Source organism: Gluconobacter cerevisiae (assembly GCF_015244675.1).
Taxonomy (GTDB): Bacteria; Pseudomonadota; Alphaproteobacteria; order Acetobacterales; family Acetobacteraceae; genus Gluconobacter; species Gluconobacter cerevisiae.
Window position 1 is genome coordinate 40370 of sequence record NZ_JABCQO010000003.1, and the last position, 25510, is coordinate 65879.

The 25510-nt window shown below is 58.6% G+C and carries 19 protein-coding genes and 1 tRNA gene; 11 read left to right on the plus strand and 9 right to left on the minus strand.

Going from position 1 to position 25510, the window contains the following annotated elements:
* Window position 1: 1 nt before the first annotated feature.
* From HKD21_RS05040 to HKD21_RS05050, 3 genes are all read right to left on the minus strand, one after another.
* The gene (locus tag HKD21_RS05040; protein WP_194254526.1) at window positions 2-2848 is read right to left on the minus strand and encodes a hypothetical protein; all 2847 of its coding nucleotides are present in this window, start codon (window positions 2846-2848) and stop codon (window positions 2-4) included.
* Window positions 2848-3351, minus strand: coding sequence for a lysozyme (locus HKD21_RS05045; protein WP_194254527.1), 504 nt, complete (start codon window positions 3349-3351; stop codon window positions 2848-2850). Before HKD21_RS05045 ends, HKD21_RS05040 begins: the two co-directional genes overlap by 1 nt.
* A gap of 491 nt (window positions 3352-3842) precedes the next feature.
* Window positions 3843-3916 (minus strand) — tRNA-Cys (locus tag HKD21_RS05050).
* A 156-nt stretch (window positions 3917-4072) separates the two neighbouring features.
* Here HKD21_RS05050 and HKD21_RS05055 point away from each other — a divergent pair.
* From HKD21_RS05055 to HKD21_RS05070, 4 genes are read left to right on the plus strand one after another with little or no spacing between them, the layout of a single operon-like run.
* On the plus strand, window positions 4073-5530 hold the full coding sequence (locus HKD21_RS05055) for a TolC family outer membrane protein (protein WP_194254528.1): 1458 nt from the start codon (window positions 4073-4075) through the stop codon (window positions 5528-5530).
* Between the two features lie 30 nt (window positions 5531-5560).
* The gene (locus HKD21_RS05060; protein WP_194254529.1) at window positions 5561-6088 is read left to right on the plus strand and encodes a DUF2497 domain-containing protein; all 528 of its coding nucleotides are present in this window, start codon (window positions 5561-5563) and stop codon (window positions 6086-6088) included.
* Between the two features lie 55 nt (window positions 6089-6143).
* Window positions 6144-8810 carry a valine--tRNA ligase gene (locus HKD21_RS05065; protein WP_194254530.1) on the plus strand — a complete coding sequence of 889 codons (2667 nt, stop codon included), beginning with the start codon at window positions 6144-6146 and terminating at the stop codon, window positions 8808-8810.
* The gene (locus tag HKD21_RS05070; protein WP_194254531.1) at window positions 8803-9684 is read left to right on the plus strand and encodes an alpha/beta fold hydrolase; all 882 of its coding nucleotides are present in this window, start codon (window positions 8803-8805) and stop codon (window positions 9682-9684) included. The genes HKD21_RS05065 and HKD21_RS05070 overlap by 8 nt, the downstream gene beginning before the upstream one ends.
* Here the strand turns inward: HKD21_RS05070 and ilvD are convergent.
* Window positions 9662-11518, minus strand: a complete 1857-nt coding sequence (gene ilvD / locus HKD21_RS05075; RefSeq protein ID WP_194254532.1) for a dihydroxy-acid dehydratase — start codon at window positions 11516-11518, stop codon at window positions 9662-9664. The two genes, HKD21_RS05070 and ilvD, sit on opposite strands and share 23 nt — an antisense overlap.
* A 152-nt stretch (window positions 11519-11670) precedes the next feature.
* Here ilvD and HKD21_RS05080 point away from each other — a divergent pair, with 152 nt between their 5' ends.
* From HKD21_RS05080 to HKD21_RS05090, 3 genes are all read left to right on the plus strand, one after another.
* On the plus strand, window positions 11671-13614 hold the full coding sequence (locus HKD21_RS05080) for a CocE/NonD family hydrolase (protein ID WP_194254533.1): 1944 nt from the start codon (window positions 11671-11673) through the stop codon (window positions 13612-13614).
* A 73-nt stretch (window positions 13615-13687) separates the two neighbouring features.
* Complete coding sequence (gene msrA / locus HKD21_RS05085; protein ID WP_194254534.1) at window positions 13688-14242, plus strand: peptide-methionine (S)-S-oxide reductase MsrA; 555 nt, start codon at window positions 13688-13690, stop codon at window positions 14240-14242.
* Between the two features lie 51 nt (window positions 14243-14293).
* Window positions 14294-15676 (plus strand): DUF2252 domain-containing protein, encoded by a 1383-nt coding sequence (locus HKD21_RS05090; RefSeq protein ID WP_194254535.1) that lies wholly within the window; start codon window positions 14294-14296, stop codon window positions 15674-15676.
* A 9-nt stretch (window positions 15677-15685) separates the two neighbouring features.
* Here the strand turns inward: HKD21_RS05090 and HKD21_RS05095 are convergent, their stop codons facing one another.
* From HKD21_RS05095 to HKD21_RS05115, 5 genes are all read right to left on the minus strand, one after another.
* Window positions 15686-16999 (minus strand): ABC transporter ATP-binding protein, encoded by a 1314-nt coding sequence (locus HKD21_RS05095; protein WP_194254536.1) that lies wholly within the window; start codon window positions 16997-16999, stop codon window positions 15686-15688.
* A gap of 38 nt (window positions 17000-17037) precedes the next feature.
* A complete protein-coding gene (locus HKD21_RS05100; protein WP_194254537.1) occupies window positions 17038-18681 on the minus strand; it encodes an ABC transporter permease subunit in 1644 nt (547 codons plus the stop codon).
* A 106-nt stretch (window positions 18682-18787) separates the two neighbouring features.
* On the minus strand, window positions 18788-19243 hold the full coding sequence (gene dut / locus HKD21_RS05105) for a dUTP diphosphatase (RefSeq protein WP_194254538.1): 456 nt from the start codon (window positions 19241-19243) through the stop codon (window positions 18788-18790).
* A 19-nt stretch (window positions 19244-19262) separates the two neighbouring features.
* The gene (coaBC, locus tag HKD21_RS05110) at window positions 19263-20462 is read right to left on the minus strand and encodes a bifunctional phosphopantothenoylcysteine decarboxylase/phosphopantothenate--cysteine ligase CoaBC (RefSeq protein ID WP_194254744.1); all 1200 of its coding nucleotides are present in this window, start codon (window positions 20460-20462) and stop codon (window positions 19263-19265) included.
* A gap of 4 nt (window positions 20463-20466) precedes the next feature.
* Window positions 20467-21255, minus strand: coding sequence for a class I SAM-dependent methyltransferase (locus HKD21_RS05115; protein WP_194254539.1), 789 nt, complete (start codon window positions 21253-21255; stop codon window positions 20467-20469).
* 30 nt (window positions 21256-21285) lie between these two features.
* On the opposite strand from HKD21_RS05115, the gene mutM reads away from it, so the two are divergent.
* From mutM to dnaN, 4 genes are all read left to right on the plus strand, one after another.
* A complete protein-coding gene (gene mutM, locus HKD21_RS05120; protein WP_194254540.1) occupies window positions 21286-22119 on the plus strand; it encodes a bifunctional DNA-formamidopyrimidine glycosylase/DNA-(apurinic or apyrimidinic site) lyase in 834 nt (277 codons plus the stop codon).
* Window positions 22120-22255: 136 nt separating this feature from the next.
* Window positions 22256-22525: a 30S ribosomal protein S20 gene (gene rpsT / locus HKD21_RS05125; protein ID WP_062031354.1), complete on the plus strand. Its 270-nt coding sequence runs from the start codon at window positions 22256-22258 to the stop codon at window positions 22523-22525.
* A gap of 320 nt (window positions 22526-22845) precedes the next feature.
* Window positions 22846-24285 (plus strand): chromosomal replication initiator protein DnaA, encoded by a 1440-nt coding sequence (dnaA, locus tag HKD21_RS05130; RefSeq protein WP_228121013.1) that lies wholly within the window; start codon window positions 22846-22848, stop codon window positions 24283-24285.
* Between the two features lie 90 nt (window positions 24286-24375).
* The gene (dnaN, locus tag HKD21_RS05135) at window positions 24376-25500 is read left to right on the plus strand and encodes a DNA polymerase III subunit beta (protein WP_194254541.1); all 1125 of its coding nucleotides are present in this window, start codon (window positions 24376-24378) and stop codon (window positions 25498-25500) included.
* Window positions 25501-25510 lie beyond the last annotated feature (10 nt).

The following is a 25510-nucleotide window of genomic DNA, read 5'->3' on the forward strand; positions in this document are numbered from 1 at the left end:
CTCAATACAGATTGGCGGTTACAGCGCCGATATAGAAGGTGCATTTCGGAAGGGATTCCGTGTCCAGGATCAGCGCGATATGCGTGGCGAATGCGGGCGCACCGGCTCCTGTCGCATCCGGAGAAAGCGGATCGGGGCTTACGGGGATGCCCAGATATCCTGGTGACGTCCCATGAGAGAGCCATTTGGTATAACCGGCTTTCGGAACGTGGATATCGTCCTCTCCGCAGAACAGATTGGCCCCGCCAAAAGTGGCCCTCCCGAACTGGTCCGACCCGATCACCTGCACAAAGAACGTGCGGAAATACAGAACCGCCAGATCCGCATCGTCTGTGGGCATGACGTCATTGGCTGAAACGGCTCCCGTCGACAGGTCGTAAGGGAACAGGACGTTGAGCGTGATGTTCCCGGACTGGTATTTCTCAATCGGGACGCAGATGACGATCCTGTCGTTCCGGCTCTGCCCCTGCGTCTGAACCTTGAGGGACGCCGGATAGCCGTTGAACATGTAGTCCGTCGACAGTGCGGCGCTGGCCCCCTGGGACGTCCATTGGTCAATGCCCGCAACCTCCTCGGAATACAGACCGCCCGTCAGCCCGACGCCTCCATTCAGCGCCAGGACGCTTTTTGATTGCGGAATGAAGAACCCGGCCAGACCCAGCGGATCAGAGGTCCAGTTGTTGTAAGTTCCGACATTGGCGTTGCCCGTGTTGTCAGACGTCCGGATCTTAAGCTGCCCCGGCCCACGCAAAGCCCTGCCGTCCGTACAGGTCAGATTGTAAAGCTGCGTCTCATGGAAAATCATCTGGGACATGTTGGTTTCGAGAAAGACCGGTGGACCGGGGAAGTCCGCGTGATTGCCTGCCCCGAGGAACATGCCGCCGTGGCATATGATCGCACCGCTGCCTTTGCAGTGATAAAGCGGCTTGTCGTAGGCAGATGGCCCCATCATTTCCATGTGGCAGCCATGGGTCTCGATGCGTCCGGTATTATTGATGATGCACTGGTCCGAATAATCCAGCGACGTGCCGTAGAAGGTAAATTCACCGCCGCCCGGATTATTGATGATGCAGGCAGAGTTCCCCAGACTTCCGCCGTACCATCTGTAGTTTTCACCGGCGTTGATACTGCCCAACAGGAACTGCACACAGATCCCGCAGTCCCCGACTGAAAAATCCCAGTATTCTGACAGATACGCGCCGCTGCCGTAGTTGATGCCAATGCCGAATGAATTGACGCTGCCTGTCTGAAAACTCTGGACGGTCCCGTCTATGTTTTCATACGAATTGTACCAGATACCGGTGATGCCTGAATTTCTTCCCGGACCGTTGATGGCGAACCCCTTGGTCAGCAGCCCCAGAGGATAGTGTGAGGTCGACCCGTCCCGCGTGGAGAGAACAGCCGTATTCCGGTTCAGCTTCGTCACCGAGAACCGGGTGAATGTGGCGTTTACATACCCCGACACGGACACGACCACGAACTGCGTACTGTCTTCGGGGACATACAGCGGCACGGAAATCGAGCCTGTCACCGGGACGTCAGACAGATTGGCTATGATGACGCTCGGACCCTGCATGACCCAGCTGGACTGTCCCGATCCGGGGCTGCCGCTGTTGATGCCCAGACCGATGCTGCCCGGCTGACTGTTCAGCATGGCATACGACCCGCCGAGCGTGCAGGAATACTCGATCTCGAACGTATATGCCCCCTTGGGGAGCGTCAGCTTCTGCCCGAACTGGTTCCAGTGCCCGGTTGCCGTGGACATGTTGTTGTTGTCAGAAGCGGCAATCGTCGCGGTGGTGTTGGACAGGGTGTAGGTGCCGGTGCGACCCGTCCCGGTGCCGAAGCCCGTGATCGTGGTCTGCGTGCCGAGTTTCCACTGCGAATCATACAGAGGATCCCCGACCTTGATGTCAGGGTTGCCCGTCATAGCCGTCACGGTCAGGACGCCGCCCGAGACGGACCCCGTGATCTGGGTTGCGTTCGGTGGATCGGTATAGACCGCCATACCCTTCTCGAAGACGACATCCGTGATCTGGGCAGGGGAATAGATCGACGCATTGACGAACGCGCCGCTGGCATTGCCGGTCGCAAACGTGGGATCGTCAACATACTCCACAACCGTGTTCACGGCCTTCAGCGCCGTAAAATCCAGGATGGAGTTCGTGAAATCCCCGAAGGACGTCCCCGAAATCCAGATCAGGGGATTGTCGTCCAGCGCAACCGCGTCATTGCACATGATGTAATGAAGCGCAGGCGAGCTGATGCCCTGGCCGGAATTGCAGACGGTCTGGATGGCGACGAAATCGAACTCCTGATCCAGACTGTAGGCAATCGGAAAGACTGCCTGCGCCTCGGCCAGCGTTGAAAAATAGCCGGACAGTCTGTGACTGTTCCCGTCACCAACGGCACCGAACCATTGCGGATTGAGCCCGCCCTGATAGACGCGGCGATACGTGGTCCCGCCAGCCGTCACGATAACGGTCCCGAAATCCGACGCACCCGCCCCCGGAGACCGGATGAAGAGGCCTGCCGCGCCGCGTCTCAGATCCGTGCCGTCCCAGGACGTCAGCATGACCGCAGCCGGCGATGTTCTGAGCGCCAGAAACTCCGCGATCGAGGCCACGCTGGACCGAATGCTGGAAGCCAGCACGTCCGCAACACTTACCCCATCAAGCGTGCTGGCCGCATCGATCGCGCCGGACTGGATCGACTGGTGGATCGACTGCCCACCATCTGCATCCACCTTGTTGCCAAGGGCTGCGGCAACCTGTGTCGACTTGACCAGATCGGCCAGAATCCCTGTGTCGATCACGGACTTCCAGGGCGGCGTGAAATTCTGAACCATCAGACGATCCTGTTTTTCAGTGTCAGGGGAGAAGGGAGTCCAAGAAAGAGCGCGCGCTCATGCGTGCGGCGGATCTTCAGGCCGGGCAGTTCGACCAGCTGGCCACGCACGGTGGCCTTGTCCCAGCGCAGCAGCTCGTCGGCCGCGCCGGCATAGTCTGAGGCATTCAGTTTGCGCAGCAGGGTCGAGCTTTCGACGGCGGCGGTCCCGACATTGTATTGCCAGGACAGCAGGGCCGCGCGCTGGACGTCCGACAGCGCCACCCGGACCAGACGGGACAGCGCCGCATCGAGCGCCGTTACGGTCTGGAGCAGGAGGCTGTCAGCGGTTGCCTGATCGATGGGAGCAGTCCGGGCTGTGATGGGCTGTCCGTTAGTCAGCCAGCGGCTGCCATACCCGATCGTCCAGTACCCGGCCGGACAGACATAGGGCGTTGCGCAAAAGCCCTCGAACCCCGGCCGCCGCAGCAGCGCCGTGGCCAGAACGATGGCAGTGTCATGCATGGGGATTTTCCATAAAAAAAGCCGCCCGGTTGGGGCGGCTTTGGCAAAGAAAGTTTTGGAAAAGGGCGGGTCTAATGCCTCACCAAAGTAAATTTTTCTAATTATTAGATAGAGATTTAATTTAAAATTTACTCAAATCCTATTTTACAGTAGCCATATTATTGGATGAATGCAATAGATTTTTAAACGAATAATATTCGTCTTGCGTAAATCTTGACCAATTTTTAGATAGCGTTCGACGCAATTGGCTTCCTAGCAAAGGGAAGCCGCGTTAGTTTTTTAATTCCGTGCTTTGACAGAGCGATGGAAAAACCATCCAAGCAACCCCCAGCTACAATGTCCGATTTCGAAAGAAAATGACAGAAGGGGAAAGGACTTGGTTTGAGGTAATTATCATCATTCACCAGACAATCTGATGGCGGACTGGCGGAACAGGATGTGGCCATATTTCAGGCCGCAAAACCAAATCCGTAATTTTGTAAAATTGTCTCTGGAGGTCCGGGCGGGAATCGAACCCACATACGCGGATTTGCAGTCCGCTACATCACCATTCTGCCACCGGACCTCGACGGAGACAAGCGCTATATCTCTCTTAGCGCCCGAAGGGTCAAGACCGATAATTGATCTTCAGAAGGATTTTTCTTCTGCTCCCGAACAGGCTATTAAGAACTGATTCACATAACACTGTGATATAGTGCAGACTTCAAAAGCAGGAATTCTCATGACTTCAGGGTGCAATAGCGCGACGAAACTGACGACTCCTCTTGGGTTGGGTCTGCTGTCGCTTCTCCTGAGTGGAACTGCTCTTGCCCAAAAATATGATGGCAGCGGTTCACCGAATTTTATTCCGCACACGCTGCAAGAAGCCCTCTCAACAGCGTATCTGACCAATCCGACGCTTCGGGAAGAACGGGCCCATCTGCGAGCAACAGATGAACAGGTTCCCACCGCACTTTCAGGCTGGCGTCCGACCGTTCAGACGGGCATGAATCTGACTTATTATGATGGAAGTACAAATTACGCTTCAAGCGGCGGCTATCTCGGCAGTTCCCGGCGCTATCAAACGCCCGGATATACGGGAAGCGTCACCATTACCCAGCCGCTCTATCAGGGTGGAAAAACAGTTGCTGGCGTACACGCCGCAACCAACCAAATCATGGCAGAACGCGCCCATCTGATCCAGACGGAGCAGGACGTCTTTACTAACGTTGTCAACGCCTATGTCGGCATTATTGAAGACGAACAGCTATTACAGATCGCAATTAACAACGAACACGTCCTGCAGCAACAGGTTGAGGCAACCCAGGAGCGTTTTCACGTTGGTGAAATTACCCGGACCGACGTCGCACAGGCACAAGCAGCTCTCGCCAGCGCTACTGCCGAACGGCAACAGGCCGAAGGAACCCTCCAAAGCGCTCAGGCAACCTATTTGCAAGTCGTCGGAATCGCAGCGTATCCAAACCTGGAGCCGCCTCAGCCGCTGAATCTTCCTGTTCACAGTGAGCAGGAAGCCGTTGCCATCGCCGTGCAGAACAACCCTCAAGTCGTGAACGCGCTTTTTGCTGAAGCTCAACGCAAAGACAACGTGTCCGTCCAGATTTCGCAGATCATGCCAAAGGTCTCTGCAAGCCTGAACTACCAGCACGCTGTCAATCAAGGATACGGCAACTCCCTTCAGGATAATAAATTCGGCGAAATCGAATTTTCCATTCCTCTGTATCAAGGAGGTTCGGAATACGCCGCAATCCGAGGAGCACGTCAGGATGCACAGGCTGCCCATCGGGAAGTCGACGTACAGCGCAGAACAGCCCTTCAGAAAGCAGCGTCAAGCTGGCAGCAGATGGTGGCTTACAAACAGTCCATTTCCAGTGATCGCATGGCCATTTCCGCAAACGTGATTGCACTCGATGGTGTGGAACGACAGGCACTTGTCGGAACAAGCACTACGCTCGCGGTTCTCCAGCAACAGCAAACTCTGCTGCAATCCCAGAGAACACTTGTTCAGCACCTTTCGAACCTTGTCACGTCTTCCTACGCGGTTGCAGCCTCGATTGGCCGATTGACAGCGGTAGACCTCAAACTGGGTGTCCCGCTTTATGATGAAAAAGCTTATTATAACGCGGTCAAGAATAAGCTGTGGGGTATGAACGACTACGCCATCAATCAGCCTGGCCGATAATTTTCAAACAAAATGGAATATCCGAAATCTATGACTTCTTCTGATTTGAACCAGCATGAACAACACGACGGCGAAGCCATGACGGACGTTCTGAGTTCCATTAGGCGCATTCTTCATGACGATCCCACTCCGGCGGCGGCATCTGAGGGCACACAGGACAGCACACACCAAGGAGAAGAACTGACACTCGACAGTTCCATGATGGTGGCGTCTCCATCACCTTCTGTAACGACCGTTCCCATTTCAACAGCCACTCCTTCAACGGCAGAAGCGACGACTGCAGTTCATACAGAAAGCGAGCAGAACCGGAATGACCTTATGAATGCCCAGACGGTCGCAGCGGCGGAACGCTCTCTTGATGAGCTTCATGCCGCATTCAGCGGCACGATTCCTCTGGCATCAGATACAGTCATCAGTCGCGGAAGCGGCCTGACGATCGAAGATATGGTTCGTAGCGAAGTTCGTAGCATGGTCCGGACATGGCTGGACGCCCACTTGCCGTCGCTGGTTGAAATTCTTGTCCGTGCAGAAATTGCCCGTCTGCGTCCGCGGGAGTAAGAAGGACGGTGGAAGAGCATTCTTCCACCTGCTGTACTGACTGTCCTGGATAACCATGCTCGAAAAAAGCTTCGTCCCCGCCGACCATGAAAATGCCCTCTATGACGCGTGGGAGAAAAGCGGCGCTTTCCGGGCTCACCCTGACAGACCCGGTGAGCCTTTTTCGATCATGTTTCCCCCGCCAAACGTCACCGGAACACTTCACCTCGGGCATTCACTGAACTTCGTCCTTCAGGACATGCTGATCCGCTGGAAACGTCAGGAAGGCTTCAATGTCCTCTGGCAACCCGGAACAGACCATGCCGGCATTGCGACGCAGATGGTTGTCGAGCGTGCTCTCGACAAAGAAGGCACCAGCAGAACCGCTCTGGGACGCGAAGGTTTTCTTGAACGTGTCTGGGACTGGAAACAGGAATATGGCGGGACCATCGTCCAGCAGCTTCGCAAACTTGGCGCTTCGGCGGATTGGGAGCGTGAGCGTTTCACAATGGACGAGGGACTATCCCGCGCGGTCCGTAAGGTTTTCGTCACCCTTTACAAGGAAGGGCTGATTTACCGGGATCGACGACTGGTCAACTGGGACCCGAAATTCCGCTCTGCCATATCGGATCTGGAAGTGGAGAACCACGAGACTAAAGGGTCCATGTGGTACATCCGCTACCCGCTGGAAGACGGCCGGGCCATCACTGTCGCCACGACGCGCCCGGAAACAATGCTCGGTGACGTCGCAGTCGCGGTTCATCCTGAGGACGAACGCTACGCCGACATGATCGGGAAAACGGTGATTCTGCCGCTGACAGGACGCTGCATTCCCGTTGTTGCCGATCTGCATTCCGATCCGGAAAAAGGCACAGGTGCCGTCAAGATCACGCCAGCCCATGATTTCAACGATTTTGAAGTCGGCAAACGTCACAATCTGCCAACCCCGACAGTTCTCGATGAAACCGCCTGTCTGTGGATTGAAGAAATCCGCCCTGAACTCCGGGATATCGAAGGTCTCTCTTCGCTCGCATTTGTCGAAACCCTGCACGGTCTGAGCCGTGAAGAGGGCCGCAAACAGGTCGTTGCCGAGCTTGAACGGCTGGAATGGCTGGAAAAGGTCGAACCCCACAAACTACAGGTTCCCCATGCAGAACGTGGCGGCGCCATTGTTGAGCCGCGCTTGACGCTTCAGTGGTACTGCGATGCGAAGACGCTCTCTGGCCCTGCAGTAGAAGCGGTCGAAAGCGGGAAAATCACTTTCGAACCCCGCCAGTGGGAAAACACATTCCATGCCTGGATGCGCGACATCCAACCCTGGTGCATCAGCCGCCAGCTTTGGTGGGGACATCGCATCCCGGCATGGTATGGCACGGACGGTAAGGTTTACGTTGCTGAAAATGAGCAGGAAGCTCAGGCTCAGGCCGGTGAGGGCGTGGCGCTCTCACAGGATGAAGACGTTCTGGACACCTGGTTCAGTTCCGCGCTCTGGCCGTTCACCACGCTCGGCTGGCCTGACAAGACGGAAGAACTGGCGCGCTATTATCCGACCAGTGTGCTCGTCACAGGCTTTGACATCATTTTCTTCTGGGTCGCCCGGATGATGATGATGGGGCTGCATTTCATGGACGATGTTCCGTTTCGGACTGTCCTGATTCATGGGCTGGTCCGGGACGAAAAAGGACAGAAAATGTCCAAGTCCAAAGGTAATGGTCTAGACCCGCTGGATCTCGTTGCCGAATTCGGGGCGGATGCGACGCGCCTTGCGATCTGTGCGGGGACAGGGCCGGGACGGGACATCAAGCTTGGGCGCAAGCGGGTTGAGGAACATCGCGCATTCATTACAAAACTCTGGAATGCTGCGCGCTTCCTTGAAATGAATGGGGCGACACCAACGGAAGGCTTCGATCCGGCCAGCGTCAAGAGTGCGCTTGGGCGCTGGATCCTGACGGAAGCCAACGATGCGGTGGCTGAAGCAGGGCGCGCGCTTTCGGCCTATCGTTTCGATGAATATGCCAATTGCTGCTACCGTTTCGTCTGGAGCCGGTTCTGTGACTGGTTCGTGGAATTCTCGAAGCCTGTCTTTGCTGCGGAGAACGCGGAAACCATCGAACTCCGGGCTGTCAGCGCACATGTTCTCGGGCTGATCCTGCGCCTGATGCAGCCGGTTATTCCGTTCGTGACGGCTACGCTGTGGAAGGAACTGGGCTATGCCGGGGCTTTCGAAGAGAGCCGCTGGCCGGAACCCATGCAGGTTGATCGGGCAGATAAAGCCCGTTCGGAGTTGGACTGGGTTATTCGCCTGATCAGTGATGTGCGGACCGTACGCTCGGAAATGAACATCCCGCCATCACAAAAAGCACCGTTGCTTCTGCGGGATGCGACTGCGGAAAATCTGGGCCGTGCGCAGACATGGGCGGAAGCCATTGGCCGAATGGCACGGGTTTCGGAAGTTGGAGTTGTGGGAGAGGATGCGCACCGTAATGCGGCGCAGATCGTTCTCGACGAAGCCACTGTTTTCATTCCGCTCGAGGGGCTGATTGATCTGGATGCGGAGCGGGCGCGTCTCGCCAAGGAAGCGACCCGGATCGAAGGCGAAATTCTCAAAGTGACACGCAAGCTGGACAATGCGGACTTCATCGCTCGCGCCAAACCGGAGGTGGTGGAAGAAAACAGAGACCGTCTGACGTCATTCCAGAGCGATCTGGCTCGCCTCAAAGCGGCTCTGGGGCGCCTTGCCTGACTTCAGAACATCCGTCAGCCTTGGTGCCGTCATTCTTGCCGTTATGGCGGGAATGGCCGCAGCGAGACCGCTGCCGGAAGGGCGAAGCCTTGAGCATGCCGCCATAGCGGGCGAGCATCTTGATGTTTCGGTCTTCAAACCCGCATCTTGCACGATCAGGGCGATCCTGATCGTGCTGGCAGGCAAAGAGCGCGATAGCGCGACGTATCGCGACAACACTATTCCGCTGGCCAGACATGAATGCAGTCTGGTGTTCGCGCCCAATTTTCCCTTATCGCGATTTCCCGTCCAGCAATATCAGCGGGGAGGATTTCCGGTTTTGTCACAGAGGGCGGCTCCAGCTTCCCTGTACATGAAACCGCTGGAGCAGTGGGCTCGCAGCGTTGCCGAGGAACCGCATCTTCCGATTATTCTGATAGGACATTCCGCAGGGGCACAATATCTGGAGCGGGTCGAAGCGTATGTTCCTGGCGAGGAGGTCATGACGGTCATCATGAATCCTGCCACCTATGTCGAACCGGAGACGGAGACACCTGTTCCGTACGGATTTCATAACTGGCCTGAACCAGCCAGTCTTCCGGACCTTAAGCGCTATCTCTCACGGAATATCGCAATTATTCTGGGTGCAGAGGATACCACACCTTCGCTACCGGGAGAGCGCGTTCCCGACGCTGCGGGGCAGGGCCGAAACCATCTTGAACGCGGACAATGGGCTTATGCCCAGGGCCGCGAACAGGCTGAGAGGCTCAATGTTCCCTTTGGCTGGACGATTACGCTCGTTCCGGCGACGGGTCATGTTGCATCCAAGATGCTGGCGTCCGCGGAGTTGCAGGACGCCGTTGAGACCGCAATCAGGTCCGCGTCTTCACGATGATCTGAGACAGATCACGGACGGCGCCATGCGCTGCACTCGTGGTCATGGCAGCATAGGCCTGAAGGGCTTTTGAAACGACGCGCTCGCGATCGGGCTTCCACGCATTTGCGCCACGCGCGTTCATCCGCTCCCGCCGATCAGCGAGATCGGCATCTGCAACAGCGAGATACAGGCCGCGGTTGGGAATGTCGATCTCGATGCGGTCGCCGTCTTCGACCAGTCCGATCAGGCCACCTTCGGCAGCTTCCGGGGACATGTGTCCGATGGACAGGCCCGAGCTTCCGCCTGAGAAGCGGCCATCCGTAATCAGAGCGCAGACTTTGCCGAGGCCCTTCGATTTCAGATAGCTCGTCGGGTACAGCATTTCCTGCATCCCTGGTCCGCCCTTGGGGCCTTCGTAGCGGATAACCACGACATCTCCGGCCACGATGCGGTTGCCGAGAATGGCCGCCACGGCATCGTCCTGACTTTCGAACACGCGCGCTGTTCCCGTGAAAGTCAGGATGCTGGCTTCAACGCCTGCCGTTTTGACGATGGCGCCATCTTCGGCGAGGTTACCGTAGAGCACGGCCAGGCCGCCATCCTGCGAGAAGGCGTGGGCCTTATCACGCAGGACACCGGCTTCACGATCCTGATCCAGTTCGTGATAGCGGCTGGATTGCGAGAAGGCGTGGACGGTGCGGACATTGCCGGGAGCAGCCTTGAACAGATGGGCGGCTTCCGCATTTCCGTTCAGAATATCCCATTTTTTCAGCGCATCGCCGAGCGTGGGCGCGTGGACGGTCGGGACGCTTGTGTCGATCAGACCCGCACGATTCAGCTCCCCCAGAATGGCAGGGATACCACCAGCACGATGCACGTCTTCCATGTGCACGTCGTTCTTGGCGGGAGCGACCTTGCACAGATTGGGCACACCGCGCGACAGGCGGTCGATGTCGTGCATGTGGAAGTCAACGCCCCCTTCGCTGGCAGCAGCCAGAAGATGCAGGACCGTGTTGGTCGAACCGCCCATGGCGATATCGAGCGTCATGGCGTTCTCGAAAGCCGCGCGGGTTGCGATACTGCGGGGCAGGGCGGAGGCGTCGTCCTGTTCGTACCAGCGACGTGCCAGTTCCACGACCAGACGGCCAGCGCTCAGGAACAGCTCGCGACGGTCGCTGTGTGTGGCGAGAAGCGAGCCATTTCCGGGAAGGGACAGGCCCAGCGCTTCGGTCAGACAGTTCATGGAATTGGCAGTGAACATGCCCGAACAGGAGCCGCAGGTCGGGCAGGCGGAGCGTTCGATCTGTTCTGACTCGCTGTCAGAAACGGCTGGATCGGCAGCCGCGACCATCGAGTCAACAAGATCCAGCTTGCGTGTCACACCTGGACCGTTGATCTTTCCCGCTTCCATCGGGCCACCGGAGACGAACACGACGGGGATGTTCAGGCGCATGGACGCCATCAGCATGCCCGGCGTGATCTTGTCGCAGTTGCTGATGCAGACAATGGCATCTGCGCAATGGGCGTTGACCATGTATTCCACGGAATCCGCGATCAATTCGCGCGAAGGCAGGGAATACAGCATTCCGCCATGACCCATCGCGATGCCGTCGTCGACTGCGATCGTGTTGAATTCCTTGGCAATTCCGCCCACTTCCTCGATCGCGGATGCCACCAGACTGCCCATGTCTTTCAGATGGACATGGCCGGGGACGAACTGCGTAAAGGAATTGGCTATGGCGATAATGGGCTTGCCGAAATCGCCATCCTTCATGCCCGTCGCCCGCCAAAGCGCACGGGCGCCAGCCATGTTGCGACCGTGAGTGGTGGTGCGGGAGCGATAGGCGGGCATGGAGCAGACTTTCATGACGGAAGAAGGCCCTGATCCATAGCGAATCAGACGCACAGAAGCCAGTGCAGGAAAGATATGAAAACCGAGGGGTGCTCCTCTTGCCCGAAAGTCTCCGTCCGGTCCAAACTCGCAACAAAGATCAGGAGCCTTTTGTGAGACGTCATTTTCTGAGCCTCGGTACAGCTCTGGCTGCAACCTGCCTGTGTGCAGCACAAGCCGCCGAACCCACTTCCAGCCTGCCAGTCACGCCCGACATGATCCAGACCGGCAGCGATATTCCTGCCCATTTGAACATGCCTGCAATCGAGCGTGACTACATCAAACGCGACGTCATGATTCCGATGCGCGACGGTATCAAGCTCCATACCGTCATCGTCATTCCCAAAGACGCCAAAAACGCTCCGATACTGCTGACTCGTACGCCTTATAATGCCAGCAGGCGTACTGGGCGGGATTCCGATATACGCACCATGCGCGAACTCCTGCCCCAGGGAGACGACGTGTTTGTGGATGGTGGATATATCCGCGTGTTTCAGGATATCCGGGGCAAATACGGCTCACAGGGTGATTACATCATGACCCGCCCGCCCATCGGTCCGCTGAACCCGACGAAAACGGATGATACGACCGACGCGTGGGATACGGTCGACTGGCTGGTCAAGAACGTGCCGCAGGGGAATGGCCGCGTCGGCATGACCGGATCGTCCTATGAGGGCTGGACGGTCGTCATGGCGCTGTTGGACCCGCATCCGGCCCTGAAGGTTGCCTCTCCGGAAAGCCCGATGGCTGATGGCTGGATGGGCGATGACTGGTTCCATTACGGCGCATTCCGCCAGCCCAGTCTGGATTATTTTGCAGGGCAGATGGCGGCCGCGGGCTCTGGCGTTTCGATCGACCGCCCTGATGAGGACGACTACACGACGCTCCTTGCGGATGTTTCCACAGGCAATTTCGCGACGAAAGCCGGGCTGGACCAGTTTCCCTGGTGGCGCCGCATGAAAGCGCATCCGGCTTATGATGCTTTCTGGCAGGATCAGGCGCTGGATCAGCTGATCGTGAAAAAGCCGCTCAAGGTTCCGACCATCTGGGAACAGGGGCTGTGGGATCAGGAAGACATGTGGGGGGCGATCCATTCCTGGATGAACCTCAAGGCGCACCACACGCAGGTTCCGAACATTCTCGTCATGGGGCCGTGGCGCCATAGCGGCGTGAACTATGACGGCTCCACGCTTGGTCCGCTGCGTTTCAATGGCGATACGGCGCTGTGGTATCGTGCCAATGTCATGCGTCCGTTCTTTGATCATTACCTGAAGAACGCGCCCGATCCGCATCTGGACGAAGCCATCATTTACAATACCGGCGAGAACCACTGGGATCACTTCCGCAACTGGCTGAACGACTGCGGCACGTCCTGCATGCAGAAGGGTGAGCGTCTGTATCTCCAGCCTGATCATGGTCTTGCGTTCAAGCGGACGCTGCCCGGAACGGACAGCTATGTGGCCGATCCGGCGCATCCGGTGCCGTTTGTCGAGCGTCCCTACATGATGGACGGAGATCCGCGCTGGAAGCCCTGGCTTGTGTCCGATCAGCGCTTTGCCGAAAGCCGCCCGGATGTCCTGACCTACGAGACCCCCGTTCTCGATGCGCCGGTGCGGGTTTCGGGCGTGCCGACGGCGGATCTGTTCGCTTCGACCACCGGAACGGATGCGGACTGGGTCGTGAAGATTATCGACGTCCAGCCCGGTCATACGCCGGACAATCCCAAAATGGGCGGGTATGAGCTGTCGATGTCCATGGATATTTTCCGGGGCCGCTACCGGCAGAACTTTGCTCATCCTTCCGCCATTCCGGCGGGACAGGTGCAGGAATACCACTTCACGCTTCCGGCCATGAACCATGTGTTCCTCAAGGGGCACCGGATCATGATCCAGATCCAGTCGAGCTGGTTCCCGCTCTACGATCGCAATCCCCAGACCTTCGTGCCGAACATTTTCGACGCCAAGGCGCCGGATTACCGTGCGGCCACACAGACCATCCACCGGGGCGGCGATCATGCCAGCGCCGTTTGGCTCCCGGTCGTCACGGCAGCACCGTAATTCATTCAGCAAACTCGTCAGACAGGTTCGGCCTCCCCATATGGGGAGGCTGTCCTTTTAACGGAGCATCATCATGACGACCCCGTCTTCCAACCTGTCCTCCACTCTCCTTGGCGCAGGCTGCTTCTGGTGCGTCGAGGCTGTCTTTACGGGCCTGCGCGGCATTATCTCGGCTGAGCCGGGCTACGCTGGTGGCAGTGTTGAAAACCCGAGCTATAAAGACGTCTGCACGGGGCGGACAGGCCATGCCGAAGTTGTGAAAGTCGTGTTCGATCCGGCTGAAATCGGTTTGGAGGACGTACTACGCGTGTTTTTCACGACCCATGATCCCACACAGCTCAACCGTCAGGGCAACGATATCGGTACGCAGTATCGGTCCGTTATTTTTGGCGATGCCGCCCAGCAGGACACTGCCAGCAAAGTTCTGGATGAAATTACTGCGGAAGGTCTGTGGCCAGAGCCGATCGTCACCTCCATTGAAGGTCCGGCCCATTTCTGGCCCGCTGAGGAAGAGCATCACGATTATTTCGCCCGCAACCCGCAGACAGCCTATTGCGCGGCCGTCGTAGCGCCCAAGGTTGCCAAGGCACGCAAGCTCTATCGGGATCGTCTCAAACAACCGGACTGACAGGCGCGGGGTGCTTTGTCATGGAGAGTTTTTCGGATAACGTGACAAACCATGACAGAAACTCCCGTCTTTCCCACGCTCCGCACCCGTCAGGCCCGTTACGCAGCGGGCGTGGCACTCCGCAAAACCGTCAAGCGCAGCAGCCACGCGCTCTGGGTGCCTCCAGCCAAACGGCCTGATCCGATCGGGATTCTGCTGGAGCAGGGGAAGAGCCGGATTGCGGACCTGCTTCCCATCCGCCATCAGCGCATGAAAGCCTCGCCGTTCGCCTTCCTGCGCGGGGCAGCGGCGATTATGGCTTCGGACCTGTCCTTTACGCCCGCAACCGGCATACGCGTTCAGTCCTGTGGGGACTGCCATCTCGATAATTTCGGTTGCTATCCGTCTCCGGAAGGGCTGCCGGTTTTCGATATCAATGATTTCGACGAGACGGCACCTGCGACATTTGAGTGGGATCTCAAACGTCTGGCAACCAGTCTTGTGCTGGCTGGACGCGAGGCGTCCCTATCTGAGAAAAACTGTCGTCGTCTGGCCGTTTCTGCCGTCCGGCAGTATGTCGAAGAAATTGCGCGTCTGTCGGAATTGACGCCACTTCAGGCCTGGAATGTGCGGATTGATCTGCGTGCGGTCATAGACGGTATCAAGGACGATACGACGCGCACGGGTATGATGGAGAAAATCCAGTCACAACTTAGGGCCATTTCCGGTCATTTCGGGATGATTGACCCCAAATCCTCGGTGCGTCTGAAGGAGCACCCGCCCTTCGTCACGCGCCTGCCGCAGCATAACGATATCGTCCGTGGGGCCTTTGCCCGCTATGTCAGCGACCTGCCGCCCGAGCGCAGGATTGTTCTGGAACGCTATGCGTTGCAGGATGTGCTGTTCAAGGTCGTTGGGGTTGGCAGCGTTGGGACGTTCTGTGCGCTCGGGCTGTTCACCACGGCAGATCATGAGCCGTTGATCCTTCAGATAAAGGAAGCCCAGACATCCGTACTCGAACCCTTCCAGGGCACTGTGGATCTTCCCAATCACGGGGAGCGCGTCGTGACGGGGCAGCGTATCATGCAGGCCAGTTCGGATACGTTTCTGGGCTGGACCCAGACCACTGGCAAGCACACGACGGCCCAGACGGGCCGCAAGGCTGGCGGCGGCCGGGACTTTTATGTCCGTCAGACAAAGGATGTGCGTCTGGCCATGATCGGCGAGAAAATCGAGAACGCTCTTCTGCCCGAATATGCGGCGTTATGCGGGCGGACACTGGGGCGCTCACATGGTCGGTCCGCCGATCTTTCCCTGTTGGCGGGTTATCTGGGGAAGGGCCAGTCCTTTGCCCGTGCTATCGCTGATTTTGCGGTTCTTTACGCCGATCAGAGCGAAAAGGACTGGAAAGCCTTTACGCAGGCGATTGCGGACAAACGCGTCTGCTGTGCCTGAGGTTGAGGCTTACTCCTCGTTTTCCAGATGGAAGCGGTCGGACTCCTCGTCGTAATCGAAGAGTTCGGCATAACGGGCCCAGCCGATCGCTGTGGTGAGGGTCTGTCGCGCGTAATCGGGCGACATGCTCTCTTCCATCGCTTTGCGGAAACGCGCGGCGTCCACGACATGGCTTGAACGCTCATCCAGCGTGCCGCGGATGGAGCGGAGCAGGGGCAGGTGATGGAGCAGTGCGGTCCGCATCAGGTCCTTGCGGGTGTCAGAATCGCCTTCGACGAACGCCTGACCATCGGGCGTAAGCAGGATGTCGCCATCTTCCAGTTCTGCCAGTTCCAGAAGCTGGAGCGATTCCCCGAGCGGCAGCAGGTCATCGAGCGTCATCTGAAGCCGCTGCGCCAGTTCGGGGAGATCCGCACGGCCGGACAGAGGCTCGCCTTGCAGAACTTCCATCAGCCCCACCAAAACCTCCACTGCCAGATCGGGCAGGACGATGGAGAAGGGCGGCAGACTCTCACCGGAGCCTGAATGCGACTGAACCAGCTCCGCTTCAGACACGATCGGGGCACGACGGGTCATGAGGGTGTAGATCTGGTCCACAAAGCGGCGGAAATCTTCGTCCTCGCGATTGCGCGGATGGGGAAAGGGCACAGCAATTTCATGCGTGACGCGGCCGGGGCTGGAGGAGAAAATGAGAATGCGGTCGCACATCAGGACGGCTTCCTCAATCCCGTGCGTCGCCAGAAGCATGGCCTTGAGGGGCAGGCGCTTTTCGTCCCATAGTTCGATCAGATCGGTACGGAGGTTTTCCGCACTCAGCATGTCCAGCGCCGAAAACGGCTCGTCCAGCAGCAACAGCGACGGCTGAAGGGCCAGTGCGCGGGCAAAGGAGACGCGCTGGCTGAGGGCGTCTGACAGTTCTTTAGGGTAGGCGTTTTCGTAGCCTTCAAGCCCCATGACCGCGATAGCAGCGTCCGTCATGGCTTCGCGTTCTGCCTTGGGCAGACGGCGCATTTCCAGACCCAGAGCCACGTTCTGCCGCAGCGTCAGCCAGGGAAAGAGCGCACCGGACTGAAAGACAGTCGCCACGCCATCCAGCGGGCCGGTCACGGGCGCGTCCTGCCAGAGCACCTCTCCCGACATTGGCGGCGTGAGTCCGGCCATGATCCGCAGCAAAGAGGATTTCCCGGATCCTGAACGTCCGAGAAGGCCGAGGATTTCTCCGGCTCTCACATCGAAGCTGATGTGATCCAGCACGACCAGATCCGTACTGCTTTCCTTGAGATAGGTCTGGCGACATTCGCGAAGGGACAGGAGGGATTTCATGGATCTGGAATTTCAGCCTGAGGTTCAAAGGGTATATTTCAGAGAGTATATTTTTGGGCCGCATTCACGGCGAGAGGTTGCAGGATCAGACGGTCGAGCAGCATGGACAGCAGCGTCAGCAGCATCAGGGCAAGGATCTGTGCGCCCAAGGCACCGCCGAGCACTTCGGACAGCAGGGTGGCGCCCAGACCGCTATCGGATGGGACGAAAGCCTCCGCCACCATCACAGCGTTCCAGACCGGCACCACGGCCGTCAACAGACCGCCGCAGAGTTCGGGAGCGATGGCGGGCAGGAGCAGTCTGCGCCACAGGAGGAACCCTCGCAGCCTCAATCCCGCCGCGACCTGACGTAGCCCTGAAGGAATAGCCTTTGCCGCGTCCAGAACCACGATCCCGACCAGCCAGTGCGCGCCCAGAAAAAGCAGCACAACTGCGGAATTGAGCCCCAGTTCCCGACACAGCGGATAGAGCAGGACGGCCGGGAAGAGTCCACAGGCCGCAACGGCACTCCGGCACAGATTCCGCAACGCGGGTTTGCGTTCGCTGATCAGAAGACCCAGCGGCACCCAGATCAGAATGCAGAGAACAAGTGTTTCGCAGACATGCGACAGTGTCAGAATGCTTTCCACGAGGTCTGATGGAACAAGCCGCAGCAGACCGGCATGGTAGATCGCATACACCAACAGAAGCAGCGAGATGATCGGAAGGATCGCGCTCGGGAACTCGCGGGAAGCCACGTCCTGCCCGGGAAGAATGCATCGGGCACGCCCGATCCGCCAGTTTCCGATCCAGGCAAGAGCCTCGCCCAGTGTTCCGCTGAGCCAGAGCATCGGTTTTGTCCGCCGCCAGAGCGTCAGCAGCCAGGACTGGGGGCGAGGACGTTCCTCCAGAGGGCCTTCCGGCCGGTAACGCTGCGCCCAGCCCAGAACCGGACGCATGACGGCCTGATCGACAAGGAGAATCAACAGGAGAATGAGGAGCGAGATTTCAACAATTCTGAGCGGGTGATGATCCAGCATGGCGTGGAGGACTATTGCGCCACATCCTCTGTCCGTACGATGGCTCATCAGCATCATCAGACCTTCCGCAGCCAGAAGGCGCACCCAGAACGCCGGCATGGCCTGCATGGCCCTGAACGTTGTCAGCGGCACTGCAACGGGAATTTGCAGGCGCCAGAAACGCTGCCACCCCGTCATCCGCAGGCCGGTCGCTACCTCGTCGAGGGCGGGTGGGAGCGTATCTTCCGCATCCAGAACAGCCGTGACGATCCGCCAGATCATGCTGGAGGCCGCAACCAGAACGATGGTCACGGATGCTGGAAAAACAGCCGCACAGATCCCGATCAGACCAAGACCCGGAACTGCTCGGGCGACCGAAAGAGCGGGGATCAGGAAAGCCCTGAAGCGCGGCCACTGACACGCGGCTCCGGATACCAGCAGAGAGATAACCACAACGGTCATGAGCGACAGAGCGACATGCAGCAGGGTCAGGGCTGCGGCGCTCCAGACGCCAACAGAGACGCCCGGCAACGCCCCCGACACGACAGGCACAGCTGGGGCATGTCGGACAACAAGGAGCGCAACTGCGGTTACACAGAACAGGATCGAAAGCTCGACGCCGCTCATGCGCTGGCGCCAGCGATGCATGATCCGCAGGGGCATGGCCATCGGGCTGCCCGTCATGGTGCGTGCTGTCCTCGTTCCTGATGGAAACCAGAGGTTAAAAAGAGACCTCTGGAAGTCTCAAGTGTTTTTTGCATGCCAGGGGAATTTTGAGACCGTTAGGGGATCAGTGGCCGGTGCTACCAAAACCGCTGTGACCCCGCGCGGTCTCGTCCAGCGTCTCGACTTCCGACCAACGCAGACGCGAAACGGGGGCGAGAACGCCCTGTGCGATCCGGGTACCACGTTCGACCGTAAAGGGTTCGGTGCCCGCGTTCATGACGATGATGCGAAGCTCGCCGCGATAGTCTTCGTCAATGGTGCCGGGGGAATTGGGCAGGGTAATGCCGTGCTTGAGCGCCAGCCCCGAGCGCGGACGGACCTGAAGCTCATAAGCAGGCGGCAGGGCAATGCACAGCCCGGTCGGCACAAGGACGCGCTCACCCGGAGCGATCGTCATGGGAGCGTCCACAGCGGCCAGAAAGTCGAAGCCCGCAGCACCGGCAGTGGCGTAGGCAGGGAGGGGAAGTCCCTCGGAATGAGGCAGGCGCGTGATGCGCACATCAATCAGGTCTGTCGTCATGACCCTGTCTTACCCCGGATTATGCGCCCTGTGAAAGCGGGTTGGCGAAGAAGGCGACAATCCGTTCAACGAGCTGTTCCGCAACGTCTGTCTTGTCCATTTCCGGCCAGCTTTGCAGGCCATGATCGTCAATCAGGCTGACGGTATTACGCATGGCACCGAACACGCCATGACGGACATCATTGGCTACCAGCCAGTCACATCCCTTGCGCAGACGCTTGGCCTGCGCGTTTTGCAGCACATCATCCGTTTCGGCCGCAAACCCGACAACAAGACGCGGGCGCTGGGACGAGCGGCAGAGCGTCGCCAAAATATCGGGGTTCTCCACCAGTTCGAGCGTGGGGGGCCCGTCACCGTTCTTTTTGATCTTACCGGGGGCAATGTCTTTTGCGCGCCAGTCGCTGACGGCTGCCGTGCAGATTGCGGCGTCTACGGGTAGTGCGGCTTCACAGGCAGCGAGCATCTCACGCGCTGTCTGGACCGGAATGCGGTGTACGCCCTCCGGCACAGGGATCGAGACCGGACCGCTGACCAGCGTGACAGTCGCGCCACGTTTCGCCAGAGCTGCAGCAATGGCATAGCCCTGCCGTCCCGAGGAATGGTTTGACAGGAAGCGCACGGGATCGAGCGGCTCAACCGTTGGGCCTGCCGTCACCAGAACGTGACGACCGGACAGAGACCGATCCGGCGTTAGAAGACGCAGAATCGCATCGCGGATAACGGGAGGTTCGCTCAGACGTCCGGCACCGACTTCACCGCAGGCCATGCTGCCCACATCAGGGCCGATGACGGAAACACCGCGTGCCTCCAGCAGCTTCAGATTGGCCTGTGTGGCGGGGTGCTCCCACATCCGCACATTCATAGCCGGAGCCAGCAGAATGGGGGACGTGGTCGCGAGAAGCAGTGTGGTCGGCAGATCATCCGCCAGCCCGTGGGCCATACGCGCCATGATGTTGGCTGTGGCGGGGCAGACAACGACCAGATCCGCGCTCCGGGCCAGTGCGATATGGCCGATTTCGCTTTCCTGCGTGGGTTCGAACAGCGTGTCATGAACACGCTCGCCCGCCAGCGTTTCAAGGCTGAGCGGCGTGACAAAGGCCTTGGCGGCTTCGGTCATGACCGGCGTGACGGCAATACCATCCGCCCGCAGCAGGCGCACGAGTTCGAGCGCCCGGAACGCCGCGATCCCTCCAGAGACGATCAGCAGGACGCGGCGCATGGTCTTACAGACGCCAGCCGGAATGGATGGCGGCGATACCACCTGACAAATTGCGGTACTGCACCTGCTCCAGCCCCGCATCCCGCATCATCTGGGCCAGCGTTTCCTGATCGGGGAACATACGGATGCTCTCGGCGAGATACTGGTAGCTCTCGGAATCCTTGGCGATGATCTGTCCCATTTTAGGCAGAACCTGAAAGGACCAGAGATCGTAAATCGGTGCGAGGGCCGCAATCTCGACCTGTGAAAATTCGAGGCAGAAGAAGCGTCCGCCCGGTTTGAGGACACGCCGTGCTTCACGCAGAACTGCCGACTTGTCTGTGCAGTTGCGCAGGCCAAAGGCAATCGTCACGCGATCGACGGAACAGTCGGGCAGGGGGATGGCTTCCGCGTCCACGACACAGACCTCGATCTTGCCGATCAGCCCGGCCTTGATGGCGCGGTCACGCCCGACGGACAGCATGGCCGCATTGATATCGGACAGGATGGCCGGGCCACCACCGGCACGCAGCCAACCAAACGTGATGTCACCCGTACCACCCGCCAGATCCAGCAGCTTCATATTGGGGCGCGGGTTGAGCATCCCAACGAAAATGCGCTTCCAGACGCGGTGAATTCCCAGCGACATCACGTCATTCATGATGTCATATTTCCCGGCGACGCTCTCGAACACCTCCCGGACCATCGTCTTTTTCTGGCCACGCGGGACATTGCGGTAGCCGAAATCGATGGTGTCCTCGGCTTGTGCGGAGGACTGGGAGGGCGAGGCGTTGTGTTCTGCGCTATCGGTCATGGGGCAATCGATATATCGTTGAGGCCAGCCATGCCAGAGCTTCCAGAAGTCGAAACTATCATGCGCGGGTTTCGTGATGCCTTCGAAGGGCATCGAATCAGCCATGTTTCCGTCAACCGCCCCGATCTTCGATGGCCGTTTCCCGCAGATCTGCGGGAGAAGCTGGAAGGTCGGCGCGTTCTCTCGTTCCGCAGACGCGCGAAGTATATTCTCATGCGTCTTGAAGGCGGCTGGAGTATGCTGTTGCACTTAGGCATGTCGGGCCGACTCACGATCGGCAGGGCCGGGACGAACGCGACTCCACCAGCACATGAACATCTGGTTCTGGAGACGGACAGCGGTGCGCGGGCAGGGCTTGTCGACCCTCGACGCTTTGGCAGCGTCGATCTTGTCCGCACAGATGGGGAGGAGGATCATCGCCTTCTCGCTCATCTGGGACTGGAGCCGCTTTCCGACACCATGACCAGCCCCGCGCTGGCGAGCCTGTTTCGAGGCAGGCGTACACCGGTCAAGTCAGCTTTACTGGATCAAAAGCTGATTGCTGGTCTTGGCAATATTTATGTCTGCGAAGCCCTGTTTCGCTGCGGCATTCATCCCGAACGACAGGCCGGCACACTGACCGCCATCGAAACCCATGCTCTGTCAGAGGCCATTCCACAGATTCTGGAGCAGGCGATCGCTTCCGGCGGGTCGTCTCTGCGCGACTATGTGCAGGCTGACGGTACCAAAGGCGGCTTTCAGGACCTGCATCTTGTCTATGGACGGGAAGGGGAGCCCTGTCCGAATTGTGGAGACACCAGTCCGATCCAGCGCATCACGCAGTCCGGACGTTCGACGTTCTTCTGCCCGACCTGTCAGAAATAACTGCAGAGGGAAGCGGGGGCGGAAAGATGCCCCCATCCTGTGTAAAATGTGCAAAACGCTTGACGAGACCCGTCAGAGGGGAGTAGAGGGCGCCAACCATTTACGCGACCAAAACGCAAAGTGAACCGAAAGATCCATGGCAAACACAGCTTCTGCCCGTAAGCGCATCCGTCAGAATGAACGTCGCCGTGAGCGCAACGTCGCCCGCATGTCCCGTATGCGTACGTTCATCAAGAAGGTCGAACTCGCCATCCAGTCCGGCGACAAGTCCGCTGCTGCGGAAGCCTTCAAGGTTGCACAGCCGGAAATGCAGCGCGCAGCAGGCAAGGGCGTGATCGCAAAGAACACGATCAGCCGCAAGCTGTCCCGTCTGTCCGCCCGCGTGAAGGCTCTGGCAACCGCCTGAGCTTCACCTTCGGGTTGGAATTGAAGAACGCGCTCCCCTCCAGGAGCGCGTTCTTTTTTGACTGCACCCCAGAACTTTTCCCCGAGCGTCTGACTTTGGGTTGCTTATGAGGAACACCCTCATGACATCCCGCTGAACCCTTCGTGTTCCAGCTTGCTTCGGGCAGTGCGGACGCCTATCCTGAGCGTTCGACAAAAAAGTATCGGATGTCTGGCTCTCCGGAAATTTTCCTGCGTTCCTGCTGCGGATTTTCTGTCGAGAGCACAACCGCCCTGCGCGCAGGGACCAACAACTGATGCCCGCGTGCTGCGGGAATGGATATGAAAGGGGGTACAATGGTGGAAAACGCTCAGTATCTGGACGCCAGCGCCTCCGCCCCCGGTTCGACGACATCGCTTGAGACCGCCTGGGTCCGCGTTCGTGAGAAACTGAAGAGTGAGGTTGGCGAGGTCGAATACCGGACATGGCTCCGGCAGATCGTTCTGGGGCCACTCGACGAAGATGAACTAACTCTCTATCTGCCCACGCGATTCCTGCGCGACTGGGTTCGCAGTCAGTATGAAGAGCGCCTTCAGACGCTTTGGCGGACTGAACGCGAAGACATCAAGGGCGTGGAACTTCAGGTCAAGCGCGGACTGCCCGAAGTCGCGGCAGACGATGCCGAAGACGCGGACGACGCGGCAAGCCTCTCCAGCGAAACTGCGCCGCAAACCATTGTGTCCGAGAGTCGGAGCGATCTGGCTGTACCGCTTGATCCGCGCTTCACGTTCGATACTTTCATCGTCGGCAAGCCGAACGAATTCGCCTATGCCTGTGCGCGCCGAGTGGCCGAGAAGCCATCAAGCCCCGGCTTCAACCCGCTATTCCTGTATGGTGGTGTCGGACTGGGTAAAACGCATCTGATGCACGCCATCGGTACGGAGCTGACTCGCACCGGCAAGGTTTCCGTGGCTTATATGTCTGCGGAAAAGTTCATGTACCGCTTCATCGCGGCGATCCGTTCGCAGTCCACGATGGAATTCAAGGAACAGCTCCGGTCCGTTGACGTGCTGATGATCGACGATCTTCAGTTCCTGATCGGCAAGGACAATACGCAGGAAGAATTCTTCCATACGTTCAATGCGCTTGTGGATGCGGGTCGCCAGATCATTGTCAGCGCCGACAAAAGCCCTTCCGACCTGTCTGGACTTGAAGACCGTCTGCGGACCCGTCTGGGCTGCGGAATGGTCGCGGACATTCATGCCACGACTTTTGAGCTGCGCATTTCCATTCTGGAAGCCAAAGCCAAAGCGTCGGGCACGCATGTTCCGTCCAAGGTTCTGGAATATCTCGCACACAAGATCACGACCAATGTCCGTGAACTCGAAGGCGCGCTCAATCGTCTGATCGCCCATGCTGATCTCGTGGGCCGACCGGTGACGCTCGATACGACGCAGGATGTTCTCAAGGACATGCTCAAGGCCCACGATCGCCGCGTCACGATCGAGGAAATCCAGCGCAAGGTTTCCGAGCACTGGAACATCCGCCTGACAGACATGTCCTCTGCCCGCCGTGCGCGCGCCGTCGCACGTCCGCGTCAGGTGGCCATGTATCTGGCCAAGCAGTTGACGAGCCGTTCGCTTCCGGAAATCGGACGTAAATTCGGTAACCGTGACCATACGACGGTCATGCATGCCGTCAATCGCGTAACCGAATTGATGGATCAGGATACGTCCTTTGCCGAGGACGTGGAACTGCTGCGCCGGATGCTCGAAGGCTGACCTCGACCAGCCCCCGATCCCTCTCTTTCCCGAGGGGCGGGGGTCTGCTAGGTTCTCTCAATTAATTCAAGATCTTCCCCGAGGCCCGGAATGAAATTCAAGGTTGACCGTACTCTGCTGCAACGGGCTCTGGCGCATATTCATGGCGTTGCGGAAAAGCGGAATACCATTCCCATTCTGGCCAACGTTCTGATGAGCTTTGAGGACGATGTTCTGCGCCTGACGGCGACGGATATGGAAATCGCTGTCGTCGAAGACGTACCCGCAACCGGCGAACGCTCCGGCTCCACCACCGTGCCCGCCGCGGTACTCTTCGAGATTGTCCGCAAACTGCCGGATGGTGTGGCGCTCGAGTTCGATCATCAGGACAGCGAAGCACCGCTCGCCCTGCGCGCTGGCCGTTATGCCACCAGTCTGAACGTCCTTCCGGTCGACGACTTCCCGGCCATGGTCGCCGGAGATCTGCCGCATCGTTTCTCGCTCCCCGCAGCGACACTGCGCGGTTTGATCGATCGCACCAAATTCGCCATTTCAAACGAAGAAACCCGCTACTACCTGAACGGCATTTATCTGCACGTTGCAGAAAACGGCGCCACTCCAATGCTGCGCGCGGTCGCTACGGACGGTCATCGTCTGGCACGCGTTGAGACGGATCTGCCTGAAGGCGCGCGCGGTATGCCGGGCGTCATCATTCCTCGCAAGACCGTCAACGAACTACGCAAACTGCTGGACGAGGGAGCGGCCGATCTGGAAGTCTCCCTGTCCGACACACGCATCCAGTTTCAGGCCGGACCGGTCCTTCTGACCTCCAAGCTGATCGACGGAACCTTCCCGGAGTATGAACGCGTCATTCCTAAGGGCAATGATCGCATTCTGCGCGTCGGCAAGCGTGATTTCGCGGCGGCTGTCGGGCGTGTCGCGGCCATCAGCCAAGAGCGGTCGCGCCCGGTCAAGCTGTCTGTCACGCAGAATATGCTGAACCTCTCCGCCACCAGCCCCGATCAGGGCGTGGCTCACGAGGAACTAGACGAAAATGCTGTCTCCTACGATGCCGCACCCATCGAGATCGGCTTTCAGGCGCGTTACCTGACGGACATCACTGACCAAATCGACGTGGAAGTGGAATTCGCATTTTCCGACAGTTCTGCGCCCACCATCGTGCGTGACACGGCGTCGCCTTCGGCGCTGTATGTCCTAATGCCCATGCGGGTCTGAACACGAGCCA